Source organism: Paenibacillus sepulcri (assembly GCF_042647105.1).
GTDB classification, from domain to species: Bacteria; Bacillota; Bacilli; order Paenibacillales; family Paenibacillaceae; genus Paenibacillus_Z; species Paenibacillus_Z sepulcri.
This window is the reverse complement of sequence record NZ_JBHRUP010000001.1, coordinates 6,295,955-6,317,460: the sequence shown is the minus strand read 5'-3', so window position 1 is coordinate 6,317,460 and position 21,506 is coordinate 6,295,955. Positions and strand designations below refer to the sequence as shown.

Sequence of the window (21,506 nt, the reverse complement as noted above, 5' to 3'; positions counted from 1 at the left end):
CTTTTGCTCTTAGCTTTTGCTCTTAGCTTTTACGCATAAGCCCCTTATTCTTAATCCCTTGCACTCGAAATCAGGCTTTTAAAAAGTAAAACCTACAAACTGACAACCGTACCATTGGCCTGCGACTCAAAAGCGGCCAAAATGACAGCCAGCGACTTGCGGCCTTCTTCACCTGAGATTACCGGCGGCGTATTCGTCACGATGCTTTCAACGAAAGCCTCGATAACTCCGCTTGTCTCCTGCTTTTCATTCGTCGAGATCGCGCCGACTTTATAACGCTCAACCGTGCCGTCCCGCAGCTCCAGAATAATTTGATCCTCTGGGTCGGTTCCGATCTTGATAACGCCATTCTCGCACCACAGCACCGTGCTGTTGTCTTCGCCTTTATAGTACGTCCAGCTGGCAACCAGCGTACCGATTGCACCGCTTTTCATACGAAGCAGCACCGTGGCGTTGTCATCCACTTTCGTATTCTTCTTGTCCAGGGTTCCGATGAACGCTGTCACCTGAGCGACCTCGTCGTCCAGCAAATAGCGGATCAGGTCGGACTTGTGCACGCCAAGATCGCCCATCGCGCCCATAATAGCCTCTTCCTTGCGGAAGAACCAGCTGCCGGGGCCGTCGATGCTCCAGAATTCCGGTCCAGGGTGTCCGAACGAGGTGCGGAAAGTCAAAACGCGTCCGAGTCCTGCAGTCTCCAGCAGTTCCTTCGCTTTCACATGTGGCGGCATCAACCGTTGGTTATGTCCCACCATCAAAAACACGTTATTCTGGCTGGCCGCATCAATCATCGCTGCGGCTTCCTCATCGGTTACAGCCATCGGCTTCTCAACAAGTACGTGAGCGCCGGCATTGGCCGCCGCAATCGCTACTGTGGCATGCAGGTAGTTGGGCGTACAGACGCTGACTGCATCCGGTTTGATCTCGGCAAGCATGTCCTCATAGTTGGCAAACGCTTTGGCGCCGTATTGGTCGGCATATTTCTGCGCACGCTCCGTTACGGGATCACAGAATGCAACAAGCTCTACATTCGGGTTTGGCGCATATTCGATGATATGCCTTTTCTCGGCGATGGATCCGCAGCCAACGACTGCCACTCTGATTTTACTCATAATATGAACAACTCTCCTCTTTCATGAATGTGAATGTTTATTTGGATTTACGCTTTATAACCGTTTTCCTTCAACCAGTTCATGCTGGTTTGCACCGATTCCAGCGGCGGGTTCGCACAAGTGTCCTGCTCGACTATCAGCCATTCCACATCAGCCTGCTTGGCTGCTGCGATGATGTCGTTAAGGGCCAGATCGCCTTGTCCCAGCTCGACGGTGTCAATCGACTTGCCTTCACTCTTGCGGAAATCCTTCAAGTGCAGGAGCGGCAGTCTGCCTTTATACTTCGCGATATAAGCAAGCGGGTCCTGCTTCGCATACTGCACCCAGCCGATATCCATCTCGACCTTCAGCAGATCGGCATCAACATGGCTGTACATGGCATCGAACACGAACTCGCCATCGATTTTGCTGGCGAATTCAAAATCATGATTATGATAAGCAAATTCCAGGCCTTCCTCTTTCAAACGCTTGCCGATAGCGGCAAATTTCTTGAACAGATCCTGCCAGAACGCTTCGCCGCCGCTAAGCAGATCCGCCGAAAGGTATGGGCAAATTACATAGCTTGCCCCCACTGTTTTCAAAAAAGCTATTTCTTCTTCCAGATTCTCCGTCAGACGCTGCAGACTGACATGGCTTCCGAAAGCCTCAATGCCCAGCTCCTTCAGCAGATCGCGCATATCTTCAGCGGAAGCGCCTCCATAACCGGCGAACTCTACGCCTTCATATCCCATTTCGGCAACCTGACGCAGCGTTCCGTTAAAATCCGAAGCCATAACGTCGCGTAGCGTATATAATTGCAAGCCGATTTTCATATTTGCCATCCTCCTTCTTCTGTTTACCGATCTGACAATCATTATAGTGGAAAAGCTTCCACAAGGAGATGTAGAATATACTTATGACATGAACAATAATGCTACTAAATGAGGTTAGCCGTTATGTATAACGATGTGATGCTTTGCAGCTATTCCTATCATTCGCATCCGTTCCAGGTCGAATATTCCGAAGGCCTGTCCACCTATCTGTTCCGTCTTCAGACTGAAGGCTCCTGCGAGGCGCTGGTAAATGGCCGTATGGAGCGGATTGAGGCCGGTGATCTGCTGCTGTTCAAGCCCGGAGATCCCTATGAGCTTAACATCGTGGCCGGAAGCCAAACAACCGAAGCCGATAAACCGCAGGCGTCGAGCGGCGATTATTTCGTCATTTGCAACGGACCGTGGCTGGACGAATGGTGGGCCAGGAAGGAACGCCCGCAGAAGACAAAAATCGTTTCCGATGAGCGGCTGTTGTCCATATGGAGGGCGCTTGTCCTTGAGAAACGGCGGTTTGAGCAGGAAGACCGGGAAATGGCCGATTATTTGCTGCGCTCCTTATGCCTGGGGCTGGACCGCGCAGTCGCCACACAGTCCGTGCTTCACGGCAAATCCTTTATCGCCACACGCATGAAAAATTTCATCGACGAACAGGCCGGTGGGCCTTTTCTTATTCAGGATGTCGCCAGCCATGTCGGGCTTAGTGTTTCCCGCACGGTTCATTTATTCAAGGAATGCTTCGGCGTTACCATTATTCAGTATACCCAGGATGTCCGCTTATCCATGGCGATGGAGCGGATGAAATTCAGCACCATGCCGCTCGAACAAATTGCCGAGACCTGCGGATTCGGCAGCTACTCCTATTTTTATCGTATTTTCCGCCGGCAGTTTGGCATGTCACCCGCTGTATATAGAGAGCAGCAGATCTAGCCCCGGCCTTGGCAGAAGCACACTTGCGCAAAAATAGCGCTGACCTCCCCAGATGGAGAGATCAGCGCTTTCTTTAAAACCGTAACGCCCTTAATATGCGGCGACGCCCAGCATCTTGATGGTTTCTTCAATAAAATACGGTTCATCCTCCGGCGTTCGCGAGGTAATCAGATTCTCATCCACTACCACCGCATTGTCAATAAAACGGCCGCCCGCATCATTTATTTCTTCATGCAGCTCCGGATAGGCGGTAATATTCCTGCCCTCCAGAAGCTTCGCCCTCACCAGCAGCTGCGGACCATGACAAATCGCCGCAATGACCTTGTGGTCTTTGTCCATTTGCTTGATAAACTCGATGACCGGCTCGCTGTCGATCAGATGGGAAGGTGATTTGCCTCCCGGTATGATGACTGCATCATAATGAGCCGCATCGGCTTCATCTGCTGACAGATGCGACGTGTAGGTGACCGTTCCGTTTTTACCGGTCAACTCCGCACCTTTTTCCAGACTGATGATGACCGCTTCATGGCCATTTTTAACTATAGCTTCATAAGGGTTTTTCATCTCGGAATCTTCAAAGTCATTAGCCAATAAGAAAGCTACCCTCTTCGCATGCTCCATCATAAGGTCCACTTCCCCTCTCGAGTGATAAGAAGAACCTGCAATAGCAGGCATATGGTCTATTACCCACTATATGAAGACCTGAGACGCTTCGTCTGCAAAACAGCAATCAGCCTCATTAGATCTGATTGATTATTCCAATCAACATGATCATTTCATGTTTTTCGATCACCCGGTAGGCCGCAGAAAAAAGAGCAGCGGTCCGTCCGCTGCTCAGTTTTACATTCCTTATTTTCTGATTTTAAGCTTGCCCGTTTTCCCGTTTCGCCTTCAGCCACTTGGGAGCCCCTTTATTCTTGCGGTCATGCTCGATTTCTTTCTTCGATTTGACCGGTTGAATGGTTTTCTCCGCTTTTCCCTTGCCTTGCTTTTTGCCGCCTTTACCCTTCGTTGCAGCGTTCTTCGAAGTTAAGGACTTGGCTGCCCTGCCAAGCGGCTTTCGCTCGCCTGCTCCTGCTGATGCCCTGTCCGTTCTTGGCGCTAGCTCGGCTGCTCCATCCGAAGATGAACTTATTGCACGGCGAGACAGCTCTGCACCACCTGCCTGCGGCTTTCTTGATGCAATCCGGGGCAGACTTCCCGCTGCTGTGCCGGAGCTCGCCGTGGCAGCAAGCTGATCCTGCTGATGCCCATTCACAGCTTGTTTCGGCTTGTCCGCAGATGACTGACTCTCATTCTCCGGTGCGTTTGCGGTATCCTTTGTTGTATCGGCAGAGCTTCCAGCCCTTTGGAACGTTTTCTTCATTGTCTCTCGGCCTGCCCGCCTTTGGGCCGCAGCCGCTTCGTCCAACTGCCTGCCATATGATTTGCTGCCGCGGACCGCCCCATTGTCTCCCAGGTCGACCAGCTTGCCGCGGTACATCACCTTCTCCCGCAAATCAATGCCCAGCTGCTTGCGGAACTTATCCATTATAAACAGCTGCTGCGTTGTGACGATGGATACTACAGTTCCCGGCTTGCCCATCCGGCCTGTGCGGCCGGACCGGTGAACATAATGATCCGCATCAAGAGCAGGGTCCAGATGGACTACGAGCGGCAAATCCACAATATCAAGTCCCCGTGCCGCGATATCCGTTGCCAGCATCAACTGGATTCGGCCTTCGCGAAATCGCTGTAGCGTACCGGCTCTCCGCTGCTTGTCCGAATCTCCGTAGAGCGTTTCAATCTGGAAGCCTTCATAACCGAATTTTGCCTCATAGTTGGCAATTTCATCCGTTTCATTGATGAACAGAAGAGCTGTTTTGGGCTCCAGCAGGCGAATGAGACGTCTTGCCGTGTCAACCTTATCCCTCTTGTCGCAGACAAGAAAATAATGATTTACATTTTCAAGCGCCTGGCTGTTTCCCGTGGCATCAACCCGCTCCGGCTCGCGCATCCATCTTGCTTCCACCTTCTCCATCTCCACTGGGCGCGTTGCCGAGAAGAACGCAATCTGCCTATCGCGCTTCATCGCCTTCAGAAGGGTCTCTACCTCTCTGGTCGATCCCAGATTAAACACCTGATCCGCTTCATCGATCACGACCAATTTAATATGATGAAGCTTCAGCTTGCCTGCAGCCATAATTTCATGAATCCGGCCCGGCGTACCCACGACAATATGCGGATGCAGCCTGAGCTTGTCCACTTGACGCTGCATCGCAGCGCCTCCAATGAGCTGCTGTGTCTTGATGCCAAGCGGCTCCCCGTAATGCTCTGCAACCCGAAATATCTGCATGGCCAATTCCTGCGTAGGCGCGAGCACCATGACCTGCACGCCGGAATTTTCCGTATCTACCCGCTGCAGGGCAGGCAGCATATAGGCCAATGTCTTTCCCGTCCCCGTTTGCGACTTCGCCGATACATCGCGGCCTTCGAGCAGCAGCGGAATAGCTGCTTCCTGCACGGCCGTCGGTGTTTCAATATGATTCGCTGCGAGCGCTGCCACAAGCAGCGGACTCAGCTCAAAAGATTCCCATGTTCCGTTCATCATGTCCCTCATTCCTTCTATAATAAGCACTTCTATTTCCGGTTGAGCCAGCGCCCGGCAACACGATCCGCCAGACGCGGAAACAAACCGTACAAGCGAATACCGATCGCAGCGGATAATGGCATATCCACTTCAAGCGTCTTCCGCTCGATAATCTTTACAATTGCGTCTGCCACCTGCTGCGGAGTCATCATAAAGCGCCTTACGTTGTTGAAATAAGTCCCTCCCGGATCAGCAGCCTGCAAAAAAGGCGTGTCGATCGGACCGGGATTAACGGCCGATACCGTAATGCCCATTGGTGCCAGCTCAGCCCGCATAGCATTCGTCAGCCCCAGCACAGCATGCTTCGTGGCTGCATACCCCGAAGCTTTTGGCGTGCTTATTTTACCAGCCATGGAGGCCACATTGATAATATGGCCAAAGCCTTGATGACGCATATAGGGCAGTACAGCTTTTGCGCATCTTACCGTACCCATATAATTGGTATCCATCATGCTTTCGAAGCGTTCCACTTCCGCTTCGGCGAAAGTCTCGAACAGGCCGAAGCCTGCATTGTTAAGAAGCACATCAATGGTGCCAAACTCCTCATATATACGCCGGATGACCTGCTGAATCTCATTATTATCCGTAACATCCATCCGGTAGCATCCATGTCTGCCATCAAGTGCCGCCGATGTTTCCTTCAACCGGTTTTCATGACGTCCGGTTATAACTGGAATCGCTCCGCGCTTAGCCAGCTTTTTAGCCGTCTCAGCACCTATACCGCTTGTTCCTCCGGTTATTATAACAACCTTATTACGAATCAATGTTCATCACCCGAACTTCAGTTTACTTCAAGCTGGGCATTTAGGCAAAAAAAACAAGCCGCATCTGGATCTTTTGATATATTTATGCAACAAAAAAGCTCCCGCAGGAGCTTAAAACATGTTACGATGCAATTAGGACCTGTATGTCCAGTTCGCCAATTCCTTCCATAATAAGAGGGATTGTGAGAGCTTTCTGGGCCTTGAACCCAGCCGCCTGCGCCGAATGCAAGACTTTAGGAGGGGTAATATCCACCCGGACACCCTGGTTATACAGCATGGTGCTCGCATTGCCGCTTATCATGTTGCCCAGCTCAGATATTGCGCTTTTGCCCATCTCGTCAATTTCCGATATTACATAGCCGCCCATCATCGCCGAGATCATTTTCATGGCAACCTCTTCACTTAAGCCGAATACAATATCGCCTGTCATTTGACCATTAAGGCCGATTTGAATCCAGATGTAATTCTCAACGAACTTAACGTCCTTAATCCCCAGCTGCCCGGCTGCAGGACGGATCTGGGCAACTTGTTCGATGACAATAATTGCGGATTCCAAGAAGGGATTAATATATTCAGCCTTCATCGTGAAGTAGCGCCCCTTTTCGACTAGATTCATTTGTCTTACTTTATCTAGTATTATACTAAATTAATTAGGACAAGTATACTACTCCCATACCCATTTTCATAAATTATGTAATATTTTGTCGAACGATAGTCCCAGGGAGGAATATTATGCCGAATGTATGGACACATTTCATATTTGGGCAGAAAGTATTGGAATCAATCGGTGAAGAAGCGCTGATCGCCTCGCCTTCCCGGAAACGGATGTTCAATATGGGCTGCCAAGGACCGGATTTCTTATTTTACCATCATTTTCTCCCTTGGCAGCAGGAGAAACTCATGAATCTGCTCGGCAACGAAATGCATAACCGCCACTGCGGACCGGTTATCATGGATCTGCTTGATGCGGTTAGCACCCAATCGGCAGAGGATGCCGGGTATGATGATGCTCTGGTCTATGCACTGGGATTCGTGCTGCATCATATTCTCGACTGCAATATGCATCCCTATGTATTCAGCCGTTCCGGCTTCCGCAAGTGGGACCATCAGCGATTTGAGGTCATGATGGACACGCTCATTGTCCGCAAGCTCCTCAGCATTGAAACATGGAATACCCCCGTTTGGCGGGAAATCGACAATGAAGGGCAACTGCCCGATATCATCGTCGATGCCTTCGAACAAGTAGCCGCCGTCCATTATCCGGAGCTTGCGCCGCATATCAGACGTCATAACTGGACTTCTGCGATGCGGGACATGATTCGTGCGCAGCGTCTCTTCTATGATCCCACCGGAATCCGCACCATTCTTACCTTCCGCAAGATTGAACCGCTTGTCTATAAACGAAATCTGCCTCCCCTTGATATCCTGAACGAGTCCCATCGTCCCTGGCTGGATCCTACCGACGGCTATCGGACGAAGACAGACAGCATATGGGATATGTGGGATCATGCCATGGAGGAGGCCAAGCAGATTACAGCCACTGTTATCCAATGGCTGCGGGAGGTTCAGCGGATGACGAAGCAGCCTCAACATGACGACGGATTGTTCCAGTCCTGTCCGCTCCGCGAAGAAACTGCCGCTCTCATCGGAAGCCGCTCCTACGAAACGGGACTTCCGTGCGACAGCGGCGCCTCTATCCTGCACGCAGATCCAATCTGGCCGGATTCACAGGCCGGCAAGACATGATCCCGTATAGTCTGCTCCATACTACCTGCTCTGTCAGTCTTCCGGAAACTTTTTATATCGCCTCTTCCTTAATACGGCGGTAGCGCAACCTTATCAAGCGTAAACGGTCATAGAGAAGATCCACCGGCTTGCCTTTAACCGTATCTTCCCCATAAACCTTGAATAAAACCGGCTTCAAATAACGGTCGCCCTCACTGAGCAGAGCCTCCCATACCAGCTGCTGCTCGGATTGCGGCACATGCTCCAGCTCGCGCTCAATCAACGGCTCAATATCATAGCCTTCCGTTTCCAGCTTTTCGATCCGCTCCATTAAATCACGTCGGGGCAGCTCAAGCTCAGCCTGCATCTGATCCAATGTTTTTCCTTCCGCAATTCCTCTCAGCAGAAGATGCTTCTCATTTTGCCTGTCCATTTGCATCTTGAATTTATTCTCCTTTTGCTTATACAGCCATTGGGTATACACCTTCTGGTCCAAAGAATCCGCAACCCATTCCAATGGAAAAACGGCCGTTTGCTCAAAAGTTCTCGTGATCCCAACAACCTCTTCGCCAAACGCGGCTTGCTTGCTTTCTCCCCAACCGGGAATTTGGGCCAGCTCGTCCAGCTGATGAGGGACGAATGCGCTGATCATCCAGAGCATCCGGTTGGTGGCGATCAAATAAGCCGATTTCTTATCGGCAATTGCCCTGGACCGGCGCCACTCGCGGAGCAGATCAAACAATTCGCTGTTGGCATTGATTTCCCCGTAACACTGCAGCATCGCAATCAGACTGCTCTTACCTGGTGCAGCCTGACGATCATCAAGCAAGCCGTCAATGAGTGGTATGAAGCCTTTTCCCATCTGGACAGCAACCCCATGACGAAAAGCCGTCATCATTTCCTCCCAGGAACTTCCCTCGAACCAGACAGCCGGACCATCCGGCTCCTTTGCTTCGTCATCTGTCCACATAACCGACCATATCCCCTCCTGCTCACAAATGGACAGCTGGGCTTGCGAGCTCAGGCCGCTCTCTTCCAATTTCTCAAAAGTGTTTAAAAAAACGATTTGCATATGGCAGACCTCCATCAGATTGTTCATCAATCGAGAACGCTGTACTGGCACAAAAAAAAAGCACCTCTCCTGCCTGTTAGGGCTGAAGAGGTGCTTCCTCACGTTGCAACGATTTGATTGTTCAAAGCATAGCATATGTGCGAGTCTTCTTGCAATAGGCAGTTCTCTCAAGCTTGCGGCACGGACACTCAGCCGGCATGGATATCAGTCTCCATTCCATATTGCCCCACTGACTCATCGGATGCTATGATATAGCGAGCACACAAAGGACACCAGTTGAACGGTAAAGGTCCTATAGTGAAGGAGGTTTTTCTAAATGCTGCTGCCTGATTATGATTTTATGTCTGATATGACAGAAGATACATCCACGCGTTTTGTTACATTCATAACACCGAATTATAAACGTTTTGATCTTGCCATTATGTCGACAAGCCGTTTCTACGGCAAGAAACTGGTGACGGACCTGCAGAGCGGCCGCACTGCAATTATGGGCCAGGATGACCTGGAACAGGAAGGTTATCTGGAGCACGTATTCAAGCTTACCGAGGAAGAAGCCGGCGATCTCAGCCAATTTCTTGAGCTTGTCGTTGGAAGTGTGAATTTTACCGACTGATCCGGACACACTAATGGGGTATTAAACAAGTGTTACATCAGGAGGGAATCACCATGAGCAGTGGATTCGAGAAGGAAAATCGTCAGCCGAGCGCGGATTTGTCCACGGTTGAATCCCAGCGCAATGACCTCACAGCAGAAGAATTCCCCGAGGGGCCTTACGGCTCTGACCTGATCGCCCGGTCACTTGGCAAAAGCACGCCGTGGCGCATCGATCAGCGGCCCCCAAACCGTTTCAGTTACGAGAATCGCGAGCTGCACGCCGGTATGGATCGAGAGTATCCCGGAGACGACGATGCCGCTCCTGCCGTGCCGGATGTTCAGGACGAGCCCTGAACCATATAGAAGAGCCGGGACCCTCTTTTAAGGGTCCCGGCTTTTTTTTTGGAAATACAAGACGTATAAAATTTCAAGCCAGCTAACCTACCATTTAAGATGCTCTCCGAACAGAAGAGCATTACTGAGCTCGCGTCCCGGCGCAGTCACTGTCCTGCCTTTGTACCACAGACCCGATGAGGCGCCGCCGTCGAGATTCATGGCCTGTTGGGCGCCCAGTTGAATCATGATCTGAGCCCACTGCTTCATGGTCGCCCCCGATACGTTAGCGACTATGACCGATCCGTCTTTGCGGATGGCAATGCCGCTCCTTGCCCCGCCGCCGCTGATGATTTTCGGATCCCGGAAACCTTCGTCTGCGGCATTCAGAGATACTTTCCCGTCCTTCACAAGTCTCGGTCCAGCACCTACAGCCGTCTGCACCTGGCTCCAGTCCAGCTTCTTGCCGTCCATATCCTGATACTCGACTCTGTAAGTTACCTTATCGCCCACTTTAAATTTGGCAGCCTGCCCTTTCTCTGCGCCCATAAATACAAGAATATATCCATCTTTGGGTATCGCGGCATTTTCCCCGTATGCAATACGGTTCACCTTCCCATTCTGTACAATAACAGCCACTGCAGCAGCAAATCCCAGCCTGGCTCCGCGTGCGGGCGTGAATAACGTAGCTGCCGATCCGGAAGTCGGTTTGCGGTTGATAAAATAAGCATACCAGCCGCTCGTGCGCCCGTTGCCCTCAACCTCTCCGAAAATCTTGATCCGCAGCGAATCCATCACCGCGCTTCCATCCCATTTGAACCCGATCGTCGTCCCAAGATTGCCAATATGCTCCGGCAGTCCATCACGGATCAGGTTGCCGTAAGGATCGGGAACGCCGCTGTATGCATCAAAGAAAGTCCCGTTAATCGCGATATCGGCGTTGTAGGTTTTGGCAATTGACGCAAGCGGCTGGACAGAGCCTACGCTTCGGCTTGCAATACCCGCTGTCACCGGCATCCCCTTCGGAATCGTGACCGTGCTTATGGAGAATGATTTGCCTCCGGCTGATACTTTGCGCGATTCCAGCTTAGGCTGGAATGCAAGCTTAAGCGGCTGCGCGGTGGAGACATGAACCGGCAGCTTAAGCTGACCGCTATAGCCTGTGGAGACCACATTAATTGTCAGTGTCGTCCTGCCCGCTCCAACCGCTGTAATTACCCCTGCTGTATTCACCTTGGCTACCGCCGGATTGCCTGTTTGATAAGTTAATGCAACCTCTTTGGAAACAGTAAGCCTAGTGCCAAGGAACAGACGGGTGCCTGCCGCAAGTTCAACCGCAGCCTTCGGATAAGCGAGAGTCACTCTGCCCTGCGGCTGTTCAGGCACAGCAGCCTGCGCCATAACCGACGCTGTCCGGTTTATTCCTGATTGATTGAAACCATTGCCGGATATGGCTGCGGCCGTTTCCGTCAATGGTCCTCCCAGAGCTGCCGCTACCATCATGACGCCAAGACCGGCGGTCCTCCAATTGTGCCTGTACATTCTTTTATACTGCTTTCTGCCTTTGTGCACCTTGCCCCAATCCCTTCCTCATCCTAATAGGTATCACCTTATACAATTGTCGGACAAGGAACTTCGAATATGAATATCTGCTTAAAGATTCCTTGCAGAAAAAAAAAGATTCCTTACGTGAAGGAATCTCTATCGTCCGCTGCTTATATATGAATAATGTTTAACTTATGAGTGCCATCAGGCTTTTGAATTCAAGCTCTTCGAATTTGCCAACGACCCGCTGCCGCTGCCGGTCAATTTCCCAGCCGCATAAATCAAATTCCAGCTCCACCGGTACATCAAGGCGGATACGGGCCAATTCCCTTGAGAGATGAAGCATCTCCAGATCGGCTTCGATCTTGGCGCGAACCGTCTTGGATAAGCTGTCCAGGTTCTCCAGTATGCCATCGACGGAACCATATTCCTGAATGAGCTTATGGGCTGTTTTCTCCCCAATTCCGCGCACCCCGGGATAATTATCGCTCGTATCCCCCATCAGCCCTTTAACACAAATCACCTGCTCCGATGTAAGCTGCCGTTCTTCCAGCAGGAACTCCGGCGTGTAAACCGCATAGTTGCCTTGGCCTTTTTTCATTATGACAACCGAGATCCGCTCATCCACCAGCTGCAGCAAATCATGATCTCCTGAAAGTACATAGACATGCGCATCGCCGCTGTGGCGTTTGGCCAGCGTCCCGATGCAGTCATCCGCTTCATAGCCGGCAATGCCGACATTGGGAACGCCAAAGCTTGCAACAACATCCTTCACCAGATCAAACTGGGGAATCAGATCCTCCGGCGCGGAGGGCCGGTTGGCCTTGTAGCCGTCATATTGAGAGGTACGGAAGGTTTGACTGCCCATATCCCAACAGCATACGACATGCGTTGGCTTGAAGCGCTGCACGGCGTCCATAAAATACTTCACAAACCCGTAAATGGCGTTAACCGGAACGCCGCTGCTCGTTCGCCTTACTGTTCCTCCATAGGAGTTGGCAAAAAAAGCGCGGAACAGCAACGCCATTCCATCGACAAGCAGCAGCTTGTTCTCACTATTCTCCTTGATTTCCTGGCTCTCGAGGTCCTCAAACATCGCCATTTGATCGTAAACACTCATATTCATCCACCCGCTCCCTTCGTCCGCCCCGTTTACTCTCCCCGAATAAAATGACCTATACGGCGCGCCGCTTCAACAAGACGCTGCCTGCTCTCCACAAGCGCAATGCGAATAAATCCTTCCCCTTGCGCGCCAAACGCGTCGCCGGGAATAACAGCCACGCCGCAGCGGCTTAGCATTTCCCGGGAAATGCTCCGGGAGTCCCACGGATCAGCCAAATTCCAGCACATCGTAGGCAGCTGGGCCCAGACGAACATTGTCGCTTTAGGCTTCGCTACCTCCCAGCCTTCTTCGCGCAAAGCATCCAGAAACGCATCCCGCCGCTCTTCATAGACAGCGCCTACCGACGGGATTGCTCCCTCCATATCCTGCTGCAAAGCGGCAATTCCAGCCTCCTGCACCGGCAGAAATACGCCATAATCGATATTCGCCTTAAGCGCCCCCAGAGCGCCCACTGCTTCTCTGTTTCCTGCCAGAAAACCGATCCGGCAGCCTGCCATGTTGAAGCTTTTGGATAAGGAATGAAATTCGACCGCAACCTCGCCAGCACCCTCCACCTGCAGTATGCTGGGCGGCTTGTAGCCGTCGAAGGCCATTTCGGAATAGGCCAGATCATGAACGATCAGAATCTGATGCCGCTTGGCGAACGCGACCGCCGCGGCAAAAAAGGACAAATCGGCTACAGCCGATACCGGATTGCCGGGATAGTTCAGCAGCATGAATTTGGTTTTGGCCAGCACCTCAGCCGGTATCGAAGCCAGATCCGGAAGATAGCCGTTCTCTGCAAGCAGCGGCATATGGTACGGTGTTACTCCAGCCAGGGCGAGCCCTGCAGCGTAAACGGGGTAGCCCGGGTCCGGCACCAACGCGATGTCGCCGGGATTGCACAGAGCGAGCGCCAGATGGCCAAGACCGTCCTGCGAGCCCATAAGAGAGAGCATCTCGGTTTCGGGATCAACCGAAATGCCGAAGCGGAATGCCAGCCAATCTGCCGCCTGCTCCAGAAAAGCTGCGCTTCCTCTCGATCCCGGATATTGATAGGCCCCGTCTCTCAGCACAGCCTCGCTTAATACCTGCCGAACCCGCTGCGAAGGAGGCAGGTCCGGACTGCCAATACTTAAATCGATTACATCAAGCCCCTGTTCGCGCGCCTTGCTCTTCCAATGTCCCACCTCTGCGAATATGGAAGAACCCAGCATGGACAGTCGCTCGGCCTGCCATTTCTTCGTCACCAGCCAGTTCCCTCCAACGTTGTCAACTACCCCAGACACGATCATAGTCGTCGTCCTTGAAACCTACCGTTACCTTTAAGCCGTCTGTTACGACCGGCCTTTTGATTAATCTGCCATTGGAAGCCAGCAGCTCTATTTTTTCCTTATCTGATAAAGTGGGGAGCTTATCTTTTAGATTCAATTCTTTATAAGCCTCTCCCGAGGTATTAAAAAATTTCTTCACCTCAAGTCCGCTCCGCCCGATCAGCTCTGTTAATACTTCAGCGGATGGCGCCTGTTCGAACAGATTATGCGAGTCCAGCTCATAGCCTTTGCCACTCAGCGATTTAACGGCAACACGGCAGGTACCGCATTTGGGATAACCATAGAATGTCAATTTCTTCATAGAAAGCTTCCTTTCGTTAAAGCCAAAATCCTCATTTTACCCGCGGTCCGGCAAGAAGCAGCTTCTCCAGCTGCTGCAAATCCTGCGGAAGAGCTGCTTCAAACTCCATATATTTATGCGTCATGGGATGGGTAAAGCCGAGCGTTGCCGCATGAAGCGCCTGACGCTCCACAGCTGCTTCCAGCTCGGCTGAACCGCCGCTGCTTCTACTGGACGATGCATAACCATAGAGCTTATCGCCGATAAGCGGACAGCCGATATGCTTCATATGTACCCGAATTTGGTGCGTTCGTCCTGTCTCAAGCTTCAGCTTGATCTTCGCTGCGCCGCCGCTCCGATAAACAGCTTCGGTCTCGTAATGGGTAACCGAAGCATACCCGCCTGGAATAACCACGCGCAAATGCGGTTCTTCGGGATTGCGGTCAATCGGGGCATCCACCGTTCCGTACGCCGGATCCGGAGATTTATAGACAAACGCCCGGTAGCGCTTGTCGATCTCGCCAGCCTGCATCTGCTCCGACAACTGCTGATGGATATAGGGGTTCTTGGCGATTGCGACAAGTCCTGATGTCTCCTCATCCAGCCGATGGACCGGTCTGAAACGGACCGTTTCTCCCCTCTCCAGCCAGTGATGGACAACCCCGTTGGCAAGCGTACCCGTGTAATGTCCGTGCGTGGGATGAACAATGATTCCAGGAAGCTTGTTCACAATCAGCAGCTCGCGGTCTTCGTATACAATATCGAGGGGCATCGGCTCAGGCAATATATCATCGGATTGCTCCTGTTCCATACGCACGGCCAGACAATCGCCCTGCTTGACCCGCTCATTCGTAAACACGCGTTTCCCGTTCAGCGTCAGTCCCTGCTCCGTCAGCTTCAGCCGCGACATCAGCTTGCGGGAGACGCCCAGCCGCTTCTCAAGCACCGTCCGGACCATCCTGCCCTCATCTTCGGCGGATATCTCAAGCACCAGCGGGTCATAATAGAGGCCGCTCATTTCTTTTTGCGGAATACTTCGGCGCTGCGCACATACTCCGTATCGGGAACACCCAGTCTGGCATTGGCAAAACGGGCAGCTGCGAAGAAATAATCAGAGAGCCGGTTGATATATTTCTGTGCCTCGGGATTGACGGGAAGCTCCGCCGACAATGTAACGACGCGGCGCTCCGCTCTGCGGCATACAGTCCGGCATACATGCAGCAGGGCCGACACTTCACTTCCTCCCGGCAGAATAAAGCGGGTCACTTCCGGAGCCGCCTCCACATGAGCGTCTATCCACCCCTCGAGTCTAACCGCCGGCTCCGCATCCATTTTCATCTGACGGCTCTTAGGTTCAGCAAAAGCAAGATCAGAACCGCAATCGAATAATTCCTGCTGGATCTGGGCCAGCTGCACCACCAGCTCATCCAGCCCGCCTGCTGCCGCTGCTACAGCCGCCGCCTGGCCAACGAATGAGTTCAGCTCATCAATCGTACCGTAAGCTTCAACACGTTCATCATCCTTGCGGACACGTCCGCCCTTTACCGACGTTTGCCCATCGTCTCCCGTTCGGGTATATAATCTCATGGCTTGACGAGCTCCTTCATGACTTCAATGGATAAATCCTGATCCGGCGCATTTGCCGGAATAATCATCAGCATATTGGGTTCGTTATAGCCCGCATCCTTGAATATCGTCTTTTCGACGGGAATCGCGAACAAGCCCTTGACGAGCTTCGGATTCTTCGAATCGCCGAGGTCGCTCTCAAGCACACCTTCCGGATAGGCGGAAGCGTCGAACCACTTGTCCAGCTGAATCGCCGGGCCCTGAGTAATCATGCTCATCAAGGTATCCTTGGGGAGGATCAGAATTCCGTTTCCTCCGGCAGCAATTTCCACAATCAGCTTCTGGTCGTTGTACATTGGAGAAGCGTTTACTTCAATCGTCTTCTCTTCGCCAAATTTGGCTTTGAGCTGCTCCTCGACCTTGGCAGCCACACCATCCGGCAAATATTCCTTGGGCATAATAAATACAGTCAGATCGGCATTGGATCCGCAGCCCGAAAGAGTCATACATAATACCAGTAACGCAAAACCTGCAAATAAAGCTCGAAACCTTGTCGGCAAACGCAGCAACATAATCCCTCCACATCGAATATCTACGTCAAATATAGCATAAATAAGAGTATAAAAAAAATAAAAGAAGCCCTCGTCAGGGGCTTCCCGGGTAAGAAAATCCGCATTATGATGATTTCGACTTTTTTCTCATGACATGCATATACTCATTAATCTTCAAATCCAGCCTCCGGCTGAGATCAATCACGATATCGGAATTAAATGTCGTTTCTTCCGTATAGGATTGCTCCATCTTCGTTCGGAGCGCATAAATCTCAGCTTCTAGCGATTGTATCGAGGAAGACAACTGTCTAGCTGACACGGTGCCCGGCTCATTATTGAACGATAGGCCATAATCCGCAAAAGCCATTGCCATCCCTCCTTGTCGTCGATCTAATGCTGTTGTTTCGTGGAATTTACCCCACAATACTTTAAGGATATAGCAACGGAAGATGTAATTTGTTCATTTATTCTTCTTCGTTGTTCCTAGGTTCCTTGCAGTTTTACTAAATTATAACAAACAATTACAATTATGAATATAATTTTTTGCGGCCAAAACGGACTTATCCTGCCGTATATTTGCGGACAAAATTGCCTATCCGCTCAATCGCCTCAGTCAGTTGGCTGACAGATGTAGCATAGGAGCAGCGCAGATGGCCTTCCCCGCCGAGACCGAACACATCTCCGGGCACGGCGGCAACACTTTGCTCAAGCAGCAGGGCGGTGGCGAACTCTTCGGAGCTGAGTCCGGTTGCCTTAATAGAAGGAAAGGCGTAGAACGCTCCTTGGGGTTCATGGCATTCCAGGCCGATTTCGCGGAACCCGTGAACCACGAGACGGCGGCGCTGGTTATAAGCCTCCACCATGCGGTCTTTTTCCTCCAGTCCGTTTTTGAGAGCTTCCAGAGCTGCGACCTGAGCCATTACAGGTGCGCACATGACGGTATACTGATGAATTTTCAACATAGCCGCTATAAGATCGCGGTGCCCGCAGGCATATCCGATCCGCCAGCCGGTCATGGCGAACGCCTTGGAGAAGCCGCTGACCAGAATAGTCCGGTCCTTCATGCCCGGAAGCGAGGCAAAGCTGACATGCTTGGTGCCGTACGTAAGCTCCGCGTAAATTTCATCCGAAATGACGATCAGGTCATTTTCCTCGACCACTTTTGCAATCGGCAGCCAGTCTTCACGGGTCATGATACCGCCCGTCGGATTGCTGGGATAGCATAAAATAAGTACTTTGGACCGTGGTGTGATGACAGCCTGCAGCGACTCGGCCGTCAGTTTGAACTGATCCTTGGCATAGGTTTCAATTCCGACCGGTACGCCTCCGCTCAGGGAGGTGATCGGCGAATAGGAAATATAACAAGGCTCAGGAACAAGAATCTCATCCCCTGGGGCAATAAGCGCACGCAGCGCCAGATCGATCGCTTCGCTTCCGCCTACCGTCACCAGTATTTCATTGCCGGGTTCATAGGAGACATCGAATTGACGGTTCAGATAATGACCGATTTCCTCGCGCAGCTCCGGCGTGCCGGCATTGGAGGTATACTGGGTTTTGCCCATTTCCAGCGAGTACACACAGGCCTCGCGGACATGCCATGGCGTAACAAAATCAGGCTCGCCCACGCCAAGCGTAATAATGTCCTTGCGGCCGCTTGCCAAATCAAAAAATCGGCGGATTCCCGATGGCTTCATAACCCGCGCCTGCGGCGACAGATAGTCAGCCATGGAAGTCCGGCTTGTCAGGGTGCTCTGCTGAAGTTCTTCGTCTTTTATCATGATCGGTCACCCTTTACGGTGAGATAAGAAGACGGTGATCGTCTTCATGCTCTTCGAATATAATGCCATCCTGTTTATACTTCTTCAAAATAAAAAATGTTTTGGTGGACAGAACCGCGTCAATGGGTGACAGCTTGTTGGAAACGAAGGATGCGACGTCTTTCAGCGTCTTGCCTTGAACCTCTACCAGCAGGTCATAAGCGCCTGACATCAAATAGACCGATTTCACTTCGGGATACAAATAAATCCGCTCCGCGATGCCCTCGAAGCCCCGGCCGCGTTCCGGTGTAATCTGCACCTCAATCAAAGCCGTTACCTTCTCATCCTCCACTTTGCTCCAGTTGACGACAGTGGCGTATTTGACGATGATATGGTCTTCTTCCATTTCTGCAATCTCCTGCTTCACTTCCGCCACCGGTTCATCCAGCATGGTCGCGATCAGATCCGCACTGCGGCGCGCATCTTCTTTTAGCAGCTCTAATATTTTCATCTTGCGCTCATTCATCGTCATACCCTCCCAAAGCAATATTAATCAACCGCAGGCAGTACCGCCCTCCAAAGGACTACAATGGTGGACAGTCCTGCCTTCGCGTCATTAGTTATAATGAATATATTACAACGAATCCAAGCTTCCTGCAAAGCGCAAAGATGTAAGGCTTGCAAACAGGAAAGAGCCCCATCAGGGGGCTCTTCCGAAAAAAACGGCCCAAAGGGCTGTTTAAGCTACATATAATACTGGCCGTTTTGCTGCGGCATTTGCTGCTGCTGCTGATAAGCCTGGTGCTGCCCGGAAGGCTGCTGCATTTGTTGGCTTGACTGACTTTGCTGAAGCTTTTGCAGATGCTGTTCCGTCTTGACCAGGGTTTGCTGATTTTGCTGGAGCTGCTTGGTCAGATCCTGACGGAGCGCAGGCGATGAGACGCTGTACATATTGGCCTGCTTCATCGCGTTGAACAATTCTCCCTGCATATGAAGCGTATTATTCAGCAAATGGGTGAACATCCCGCGGATTTCCGGACAGCTTGATTCTGTTGCCGCTGTCGCGTACTCCCGAACCACACGTTTCAGATCGGCCAGGACGGTATAAGCCATATCCTCTTCCGGCATGAGCATTTGAACTTGTCCATTTTGCATATTTTGCTGCTGATACATATCGGATTCCTCCCGTTCCTCTAATTTTGCGGCTGGGTTGGCGCCAGCTGCTGATGCTGCTGAAGTGAATTCATTAATGTCTGCGTGTTCTGGTGGTGCATCGATATCATTTGCGAACATACCTGTTTAATTCCCTGGGTCTGCGCTGCAACGGCTACAGCAGCGCATTGCTTCATCAATAGATCCTCATTGGATATGGAATCGACGATATATTCCATTTCCTTGGATGAGATAGGCTGCATCATGTGAAAACTCCCTCCTTTTTTCCAATTCATTGAACCTTCCGTATTATGTCCTCCGCCTGAAATTTATATGTATCCGAATTCCTCCTTTTCAGGAAGAATTCAATCTTTCCGGATTAAGGAAGATGGATTGTTTTTACATGGTCAAAATGCAGATAAATGGATTTGCCATCCGCGTTCGACAGTTCGATCATGCTCTGATCAATACTTTTGAGGACTCCGATTTTATTTGGGTTCTCGCCGAGATCCAGGATGACGAATTCACCAAGCAGTTTATTCATTTGCTGATCAAACGTACGGGCAAGCGTAATGGGAGAAGGCTTGAGCGGAAACTGCTCCGGCGTCAAGGTATACGGCGTGACATTGGGGTTATATGGTATCAAATATTTCAGATGCTTCAGGGAAACCATGACCGAATGATAGACCGGCGAGTAAAAAACAAAGAAATCGTTCATCACACTCGTTAAATAGCCATGGATCGACTGATGGCCGGTAATATACAGTTCGGAAAACATGCCTTTTGCGTTCATCAATACTTTTCGATATGAAATAAGATCATTTTGCTGCTCAAAATGCGGCTCCGGCACTTCGATATCCTGATACTCATTAACGATTAACCGCATCTGCTGCAGATGAACAAATGGTATATACAAAAATTGTCTCCCATTGTGCACGACTAATATGTCTTGGCCCAAATCGATCAGTTTTCCTTTTATAGGTAGAGAAGCGCCGGAAACGTCAAGCTCAACATACTGGTCTAATAAAGGATGACGACTTTTCAATGAGAACAACCTCCTTTCATCCTGAGATTTGCATCCAGATATTATTGAGGCGCATTTGATATAAATCGGTTGATGATAGATTTTAATTGCAGGTGGCAAAGCTGCTGCCAGCGCCGGCTTGATATGCCGGCACCGGCATGAATTCAGCCCTGATTCCCATCCTTGTGAAAGGTTCACGGTTACAATTGGCGCGATTGATGCTGCTCGTGCGGTAATTATCCTTTTCTTCCTGATTTTTTGCTGCTGCTGTTTCTGCTTCCTTGATTGCTGCGGGATTTGCCCTTCCCGCTTCCTCCCGTACTGTTTCTTTTGCTTCCGGATTTATTGCCCTGGCTGCCTCCAGTTCTGCTTCCCTGAGTTCCTCCGGATTTGCCGCCGCTTCCGCTTCCTTGAGTTCCTCCGGATTTGCCGCCGCCGCTTCCGCTTCCTTGGGTTCCTCCGGATTTGCCGCCGCTTCCGCTTCCTTGAGTTCCTCCGGATTTGCCGCTGCCGCTTCCGCTTCCTTGAGTTCCTCCGGATTTGCTGCCGCTTCCCGATTTGTTGCCCTTGCTTCCGCTGCTGGCATATTTGCCGGAAGATTTAACGGTTTTGATATGGTAGAGCGGAATACGCATCAAATCTTGTCCGTTGACAACAAGGAGCAGCGACTGGTTTCCCACTTCGGCTATGAAGCCTTCCACTTTCTCAGGACCGCCCCAGTTTACTTGAGCAAAGGATTTAACCATTTTGTGTAAAACGCCAACAAAATCAGATGCGACAATATAGTTGGGCGTCCAGCTTCCTTGGCTTTTGCTGCCTTCAAGCTCGGTAATGCTTTTTACGTGACTTGAATTGATATACACAGTACCTTCTTTAGCATACAAGGCAACATAATCGCTTTGTACCCCAACCAGTCTGCCGACAAGAGACTCAGGACCGCCGCGGTTAATTTTTATTTGTTTGCCGATCAGGCTGTTCAGATAGTTGTCATAGTGGCTGCCGCCGCCCATTGAAGGGGACGCATCGGATGCATTACTTGTATAGCTTTTATGTCCTTTGCTGCCAGGACTGGCATTGCTGCTTAAGCTAACTGTTTTTTTGTTATGGCTTGCTTTTTGAATATGTTCCATTGAAGAATCCCTCCATGAATGAATAGATTATAAGCGGTTTGATACTTTCAACTATTAGAAGAGAAGCTGGTGGAAGCTGATCGGTGACAAGTTCTTT

The 21,506-nt window shown here is 51.0% G+C and carries 25 protein-coding genes; 4 read left to right on the top strand and 21 right to left on the bottom strand.

The window, feature by feature from the left end; all coding sequences use genetic code 11:
• Positions 1 to 92: 92 nt before the first annotated feature.
• Both ACFOLF_RS27540 and ACFOLF_RS27535 read right to left on the bottom strand, forming a co-directional pair.
• Entirely contained in the window at positions 93 to 1,112 is a 1,020-nt protein-coding gene (locus ACFOLF_RS27540; RefSeq protein ID WP_210037191.1) for a Gfo/Idh/MocA family protein, read from the bottom strand.
• Positions 1,113 to 1,159: 47 nt separating this feature from the next.
• Complete coding sequence (locus ACFOLF_RS27535) at positions 1,160 to 1,933, bottom strand: sugar phosphate isomerase/epimerase family protein (RefSeq protein ID WP_210037190.1); 774 nt, start codon at positions 1,931 to 1,933, stop codon at positions 1,160 to 1,162.
• A gap of 114 nt (positions 1,934 to 2,047) precedes the next feature.
• Between ACFOLF_RS27535 and ACFOLF_RS27530 the strand changes: the two genes are divergently transcribed.
• On the top strand, positions 2,048 to 2,851 hold the full coding sequence (locus ACFOLF_RS27530) for an AraC family transcriptional regulator (protein WP_210037189.1): 804 nt from the start codon (positions 2,048 to 2,050) through the stop codon (positions 2,849 to 2,851).
• A gap of 90 nt (positions 2,852 to 2,941) precedes the next feature.
• Here the strand turns inward: ACFOLF_RS27530 and ACFOLF_RS27525 are convergent, their stop codons facing one another.
• From ACFOLF_RS27525 to ACFOLF_RS27510, 4 genes are all read right to left on the bottom strand, one after another.
• Entirely contained in the window at positions 2,942 to 3,475 is a 534-nt protein-coding gene (locus ACFOLF_RS27525) for a type 1 glutamine amidotransferase domain-containing protein (protein WP_210037188.1), read from the bottom strand.
• A 238-nt stretch (positions 3,476 to 3,713) separates the two neighbouring features.
• Positions 3,714 to 5,441 (bottom strand): DEAD/DEAH box helicase, encoded by a 1,728-nt coding sequence (locus tag ACFOLF_RS27520; protein WP_379112889.1) that lies wholly within the window; start codon positions 5,439 to 5,441, stop codon positions 3,714 to 3,716.
• 29 nt (positions 5,442 to 5,470) lie between these two features.
• On the bottom strand, positions 5,471 to 6,244 hold the full coding sequence (locus tag ACFOLF_RS27515) for an SDR family NAD(P)-dependent oxidoreductase (RefSeq protein WP_210037187.1): 774 nt from the start codon (positions 6,242 to 6,244) through the stop codon (positions 5,471 to 5,473).
• Between the two features lie 121 nt (positions 6,245 to 6,365).
• Positions 6,366 to 6,827 (bottom strand): chemotaxis protein CheX, encoded by a 462-nt coding sequence (locus ACFOLF_RS27510; protein ID WP_210037186.1) that lies wholly within the window; start codon positions 6,825 to 6,827, stop codon positions 6,366 to 6,368.
• Positions 6,828 to 6,976: 149 nt separating this feature from the next.
• On the opposite strand from ACFOLF_RS27510, the gene ACFOLF_RS27505 reads away from it, so the two are divergent.
• Positions 6,977 to 7,990, top strand: a complete 1,014-nt coding sequence (locus ACFOLF_RS27505; RefSeq protein WP_210037185.1) for a zinc dependent phospholipase C family protein — start codon at positions 6,977 to 6,979, stop codon at positions 7,988 to 7,990.
• A gap of 52 nt (positions 7,991 to 8,042) precedes the next feature.
• On the opposite strand, the gene ACFOLF_RS27500 is transcribed toward ACFOLF_RS27505, so the two are convergent.
• Positions 8,043 to 9,041 carry an HRDC domain-containing protein gene (locus tag ACFOLF_RS27500; protein WP_210037184.1) on the bottom strand — a complete coding sequence of 333 codons (999 nt, stop codon included), beginning with the start codon at positions 9,039 to 9,041 and terminating at the stop codon, positions 8,043 to 8,045.
• A gap of 316 nt (positions 9,042 to 9,357) precedes the next feature.
• Between ACFOLF_RS27500 and ACFOLF_RS27495 the strand changes: the two genes are divergently transcribed.
• Together ACFOLF_RS27495 and ACFOLF_RS27490 are read left to right on the top strand one after the other, a co-directional pair.
• Positions 9,358 to 9,654: a DUF3055 domain-containing protein gene (locus ACFOLF_RS27495; protein ID WP_210037183.1), complete on the top strand. Its 297-nt coding sequence runs from the start codon at positions 9,358 to 9,360 to the stop codon at positions 9,652 to 9,654.
• 53 nt (positions 9,655 to 9,707) lie between these two features.
• Entirely contained in the window at positions 9,708 to 9,989 is a 282-nt protein-coding gene (locus ACFOLF_RS27490) for a hypothetical protein (protein ID WP_210037182.1), read from the top strand.
• An 87-nt stretch (positions 9,990 to 10,076) separates the two neighbouring features.
• On the opposite strand, the gene ACFOLF_RS27485 is transcribed toward ACFOLF_RS27490, so the two are convergent.
• From ACFOLF_RS27485 to ACFOLF_RS27420, 14 genes are all read right to left on the bottom strand, one after another.
• Positions 10,077 to 11,510: a phosphodiester glycosidase family protein gene (locus tag ACFOLF_RS27485; protein ID WP_210037181.1), complete on the bottom strand. Its 1,434-nt coding sequence runs from the start codon at positions 11,508 to 11,510 to the stop codon at positions 10,077 to 10,079.
• 190 nt (positions 11,511 to 11,700) lie between these two features.
• Entirely contained in the window at positions 11,701 to 12,609 is a 909-nt protein-coding gene (locus ACFOLF_RS27480; RefSeq protein WP_210037621.1) for a 5'-3' exonuclease, read from the bottom strand.
• A gap of 56 nt (positions 12,610 to 12,665) precedes the next feature.
• On the bottom strand, positions 12,666 to 13,910 hold the full coding sequence (locus ACFOLF_RS27475) for an aminotransferase class I/II-fold pyridoxal phosphate-dependent enzyme (protein ID WP_210037180.1): 1,245 nt from the start codon (positions 13,908 to 13,910) through the stop codon (positions 12,666 to 12,668).
• The gene (locus tag ACFOLF_RS27470) at positions 13,888 to 14,250 is read right to left on the bottom strand and encodes an arsenate reductase family protein (RefSeq protein ID WP_210037179.1); all 363 of its coding nucleotides are present in this window, start codon (positions 14,248 to 14,250) and stop codon (positions 13,888 to 13,890) included. Before ACFOLF_RS27470 ends, ACFOLF_RS27475 begins: the two co-directional genes overlap by 23 nt.
• A gap of 31 nt (positions 14,251 to 14,281) precedes the next feature.
• Complete coding sequence (locus tag ACFOLF_RS27465) at positions 14,282 to 15,247, bottom strand: RluA family pseudouridine synthase (protein WP_210037178.1); 966 nt, start codon at positions 15,245 to 15,247, stop codon at positions 14,282 to 14,284.
• Positions 15,244 to 15,816, bottom strand: coding sequence for a cob(I)yrinic acid a,c-diamide adenosyltransferase (locus ACFOLF_RS27460; RefSeq protein WP_210037177.1), 573 nt, complete (start codon positions 15,814 to 15,816; stop codon positions 15,244 to 15,246). Before ACFOLF_RS27460 ends, ACFOLF_RS27465 begins: the two co-directional genes overlap by 4 nt.
• Positions 15,813 to 16,367 carry a hypothetical protein gene (locus tag ACFOLF_RS27455; RefSeq protein ID WP_210037175.1) on the bottom strand — a complete coding sequence of 185 codons (555 nt, stop codon included), beginning with the start codon at positions 16,365 to 16,367 and terminating at the stop codon, positions 15,813 to 15,815. The genes ACFOLF_RS27460 and ACFOLF_RS27455 overlap by 4 nt, the downstream gene beginning before the upstream one ends.
• 103 nt (positions 16,368 to 16,470) lie before the next feature.
• A complete protein-coding gene (locus ACFOLF_RS27450; protein ID WP_210037174.1) occupies positions 16,471 to 16,713 on the bottom strand; it encodes a Spo0E family sporulation regulatory protein-aspartic acid phosphatase in 243 nt (80 codons plus the stop codon).
• A 193-nt stretch (positions 16,714 to 16,906) separates the two neighbouring features.
• Entirely contained in the window at positions 16,907 to 18,124 is a 1,218-nt protein-coding gene (locus ACFOLF_RS27445) for an aminotransferase class I/II-fold pyridoxal phosphate-dependent enzyme (protein ID WP_210037172.1), read from the bottom strand.
• Positions 18,125 to 18,137: 13 nt separating this feature from the next.
• A complete protein-coding gene (locus ACFOLF_RS27440) occupies positions 18,138 to 18,629 on the bottom strand; it encodes an Lrp/AsnC family transcriptional regulator (protein WP_210037170.1) in 492 nt (163 codons plus the stop codon).
• A 218-nt stretch (positions 18,630 to 18,847) separates the two neighbouring features.
• Entirely contained in the window at positions 18,848 to 19,276 is a 429-nt protein-coding gene (locus ACFOLF_RS27435; RefSeq protein ID WP_210037169.1) for a spore coat protein, read from the bottom strand.
• A 20-nt stretch (positions 19,277 to 19,296) separates the two neighbouring features.
• Entirely contained in the window at positions 19,297 to 19,521 is a 225-nt protein-coding gene (locus tag ACFOLF_RS27430; RefSeq protein ID WP_210037168.1) for a hypothetical protein, read from the bottom strand.
• A 113-nt stretch (positions 19,522 to 19,634) separates the two neighbouring features.
• Entirely contained in the window at positions 19,635 to 20,171 is a 537-nt protein-coding gene (locus ACFOLF_RS27425) for a DUF2642 domain-containing protein (RefSeq protein WP_379112896.1), read from the bottom strand.
• A 344-nt stretch (positions 20,172 to 20,515) separates the two neighbouring features.
• Entirely contained in the window at positions 20,516 to 21,409 is an 894-nt protein-coding gene (locus ACFOLF_RS27420; RefSeq protein ID WP_210037166.1) for a hypothetical protein, read from the bottom strand.
• Positions 21,410 to 21,506: the final 97 nt, after the last annotated feature.

Bases quoted from the DNA above. Each gene is read 5' to 3' on its own strand.
- ACFOLF_RS27470 (WP_210037179.1), bottom strand. From the start codon at position 14,250: ATGAAGAAATTGACATTCTATGGTTATCCCAAATGCGGTACCTGCCGT.
- ACFOLF_RS27420 (WP_210037166.1), bottom strand. From the start codon at position 21,409: ATGGAACATATTCAAAAAGCAAGCCATAACAAAAAAACAGTTAGCTTA.
- ACFOLF_RS27485 (WP_210037181.1), bottom strand. From the start codon at position 11,510: ATGTACAGGCACAATTGGAGGACCGCCGGTCTTGGCGTCATGATGGTA.
- ACFOLF_RS27510 (WP_210037186.1), bottom strand. From the start codon at position 6,827: ATGAAGGCTGAATATATTAATCCCTTCTTGGAATCCGCAATTATTGTC.
- ACFOLF_RS27530 (WP_210037189.1), top strand. From the start codon at position 2,048: ATGTATAACGATGTGATGCTTTGCAGCTATTCCTATCATTCGCATCCG.
- ACFOLF_RS27440 (WP_210037170.1), bottom strand. From the start codon at position 18,629: ATGAATGAGCGCAAGATGAAAATATTAGAGCTGCTAAAAGAAGATGCG.
- ACFOLF_RS27490 (WP_210037182.1), top strand. From the start codon at position 9,708: ATGAGCAGTGGATTCGAGAAGGAAAATCGTCAGCCGAGCGCGGATTTG.
- ACFOLF_RS27535 (WP_210037190.1), bottom strand. From the start codon at position 1,933: ATGGCAAATATGAAAATCGGCTTGCAATTATATACGCTACGCGACGTT.
- ACFOLF_RS27520 (WP_379112889.1), bottom strand. From the start codon at position 5,441: ATGATGAACGGAACATGGGAATCTTTTGAGCTGAGTCCGCTGCTTGTG.
- ACFOLF_RS27540 (WP_210037191.1), bottom strand. From the start codon at position 1,112: ATGAGTAAAATCAGAGTGGCAGTCGTTGGCTGCGGATCCATCGCCGAG.
- ACFOLF_RS27460 (WP_210037177.1), bottom strand. From the start codon at position 15,816: ATGAGATTATATACCCGAACGGGAGACGATGGGCAAACGTCGGTAAAG.
- ACFOLF_RS27450 (WP_210037174.1), bottom strand. From the start codon at position 16,713: ATGGCTTTTGCGGATTATGGCCTATCGTTCAATAATGAGCCGGGCACC.
- ACFOLF_RS27505 (WP_210037185.1), top strand. From the start codon at position 6,977: ATGCCGAATGTATGGACACATTTCATATTTGGGCAGAAAGTATTGGAA.
- ACFOLF_RS27435 (WP_210037169.1), bottom strand. From the start codon at position 19,276: ATGTATCAGCAGCAAAATATGCAAAATGGACAAGTTCAAATGCTCATG.
- ACFOLF_RS27465 (WP_210037178.1), bottom strand. From the start codon at position 15,247: ATGAGCGGCCTCTATTATGACCCGCTGGTGCTTGAGATATCCGCCGAA.
- ACFOLF_RS27455 (WP_210037175.1), bottom strand. From the start codon at position 16,367: ATGTTGCTGCGTTTGCCGACAAGGTTTCGAGCTTTATTTGCAGGTTTT.
- ACFOLF_RS27430 (WP_210037168.1), bottom strand. From the start codon at position 19,521: ATGATGCAGCCTATCTCATCCAAGGAAATGGAATATATCGTCGATTCC.
- ACFOLF_RS27525 (WP_210037188.1), bottom strand. From the start codon at position 3,475: ATGATGGAGCATGCGAAGAGGGTAGCTTTCTTATTGGCTAATGACTTT.
- ACFOLF_RS27480 (WP_210037621.1), bottom strand. From the start codon at position 12,609: ATGTTTGAGGACCTCGAGAGCCAGGAAATCAAGGAGAATAGTGAGAAC.
- ACFOLF_RS27445 (WP_210037172.1), bottom strand. From the start codon at position 18,124: ATGATAAAAGACGAAGAACTTCAGCAGAGCACCCTGACAAGCCGGACT.
- ACFOLF_RS27475 (WP_210037180.1), bottom strand. From the start codon at position 13,910: ATGATCGTGTCTGGGGTAGTTGACAACGTTGGAGGGAACTGGCTGGTG.
- ACFOLF_RS27495 (WP_210037183.1), top strand. From the start codon at position 9,358: ATGCTGCTGCCTGATTATGATTTTATGTCTGATATGACAGAAGATACA.
- ACFOLF_RS27500 (WP_210037184.1), bottom strand. From the start codon at position 9,041: ATGCAAATCGTTTTTTTAAACACTTTTGAGAAATTGGAAGAGAGCGGC.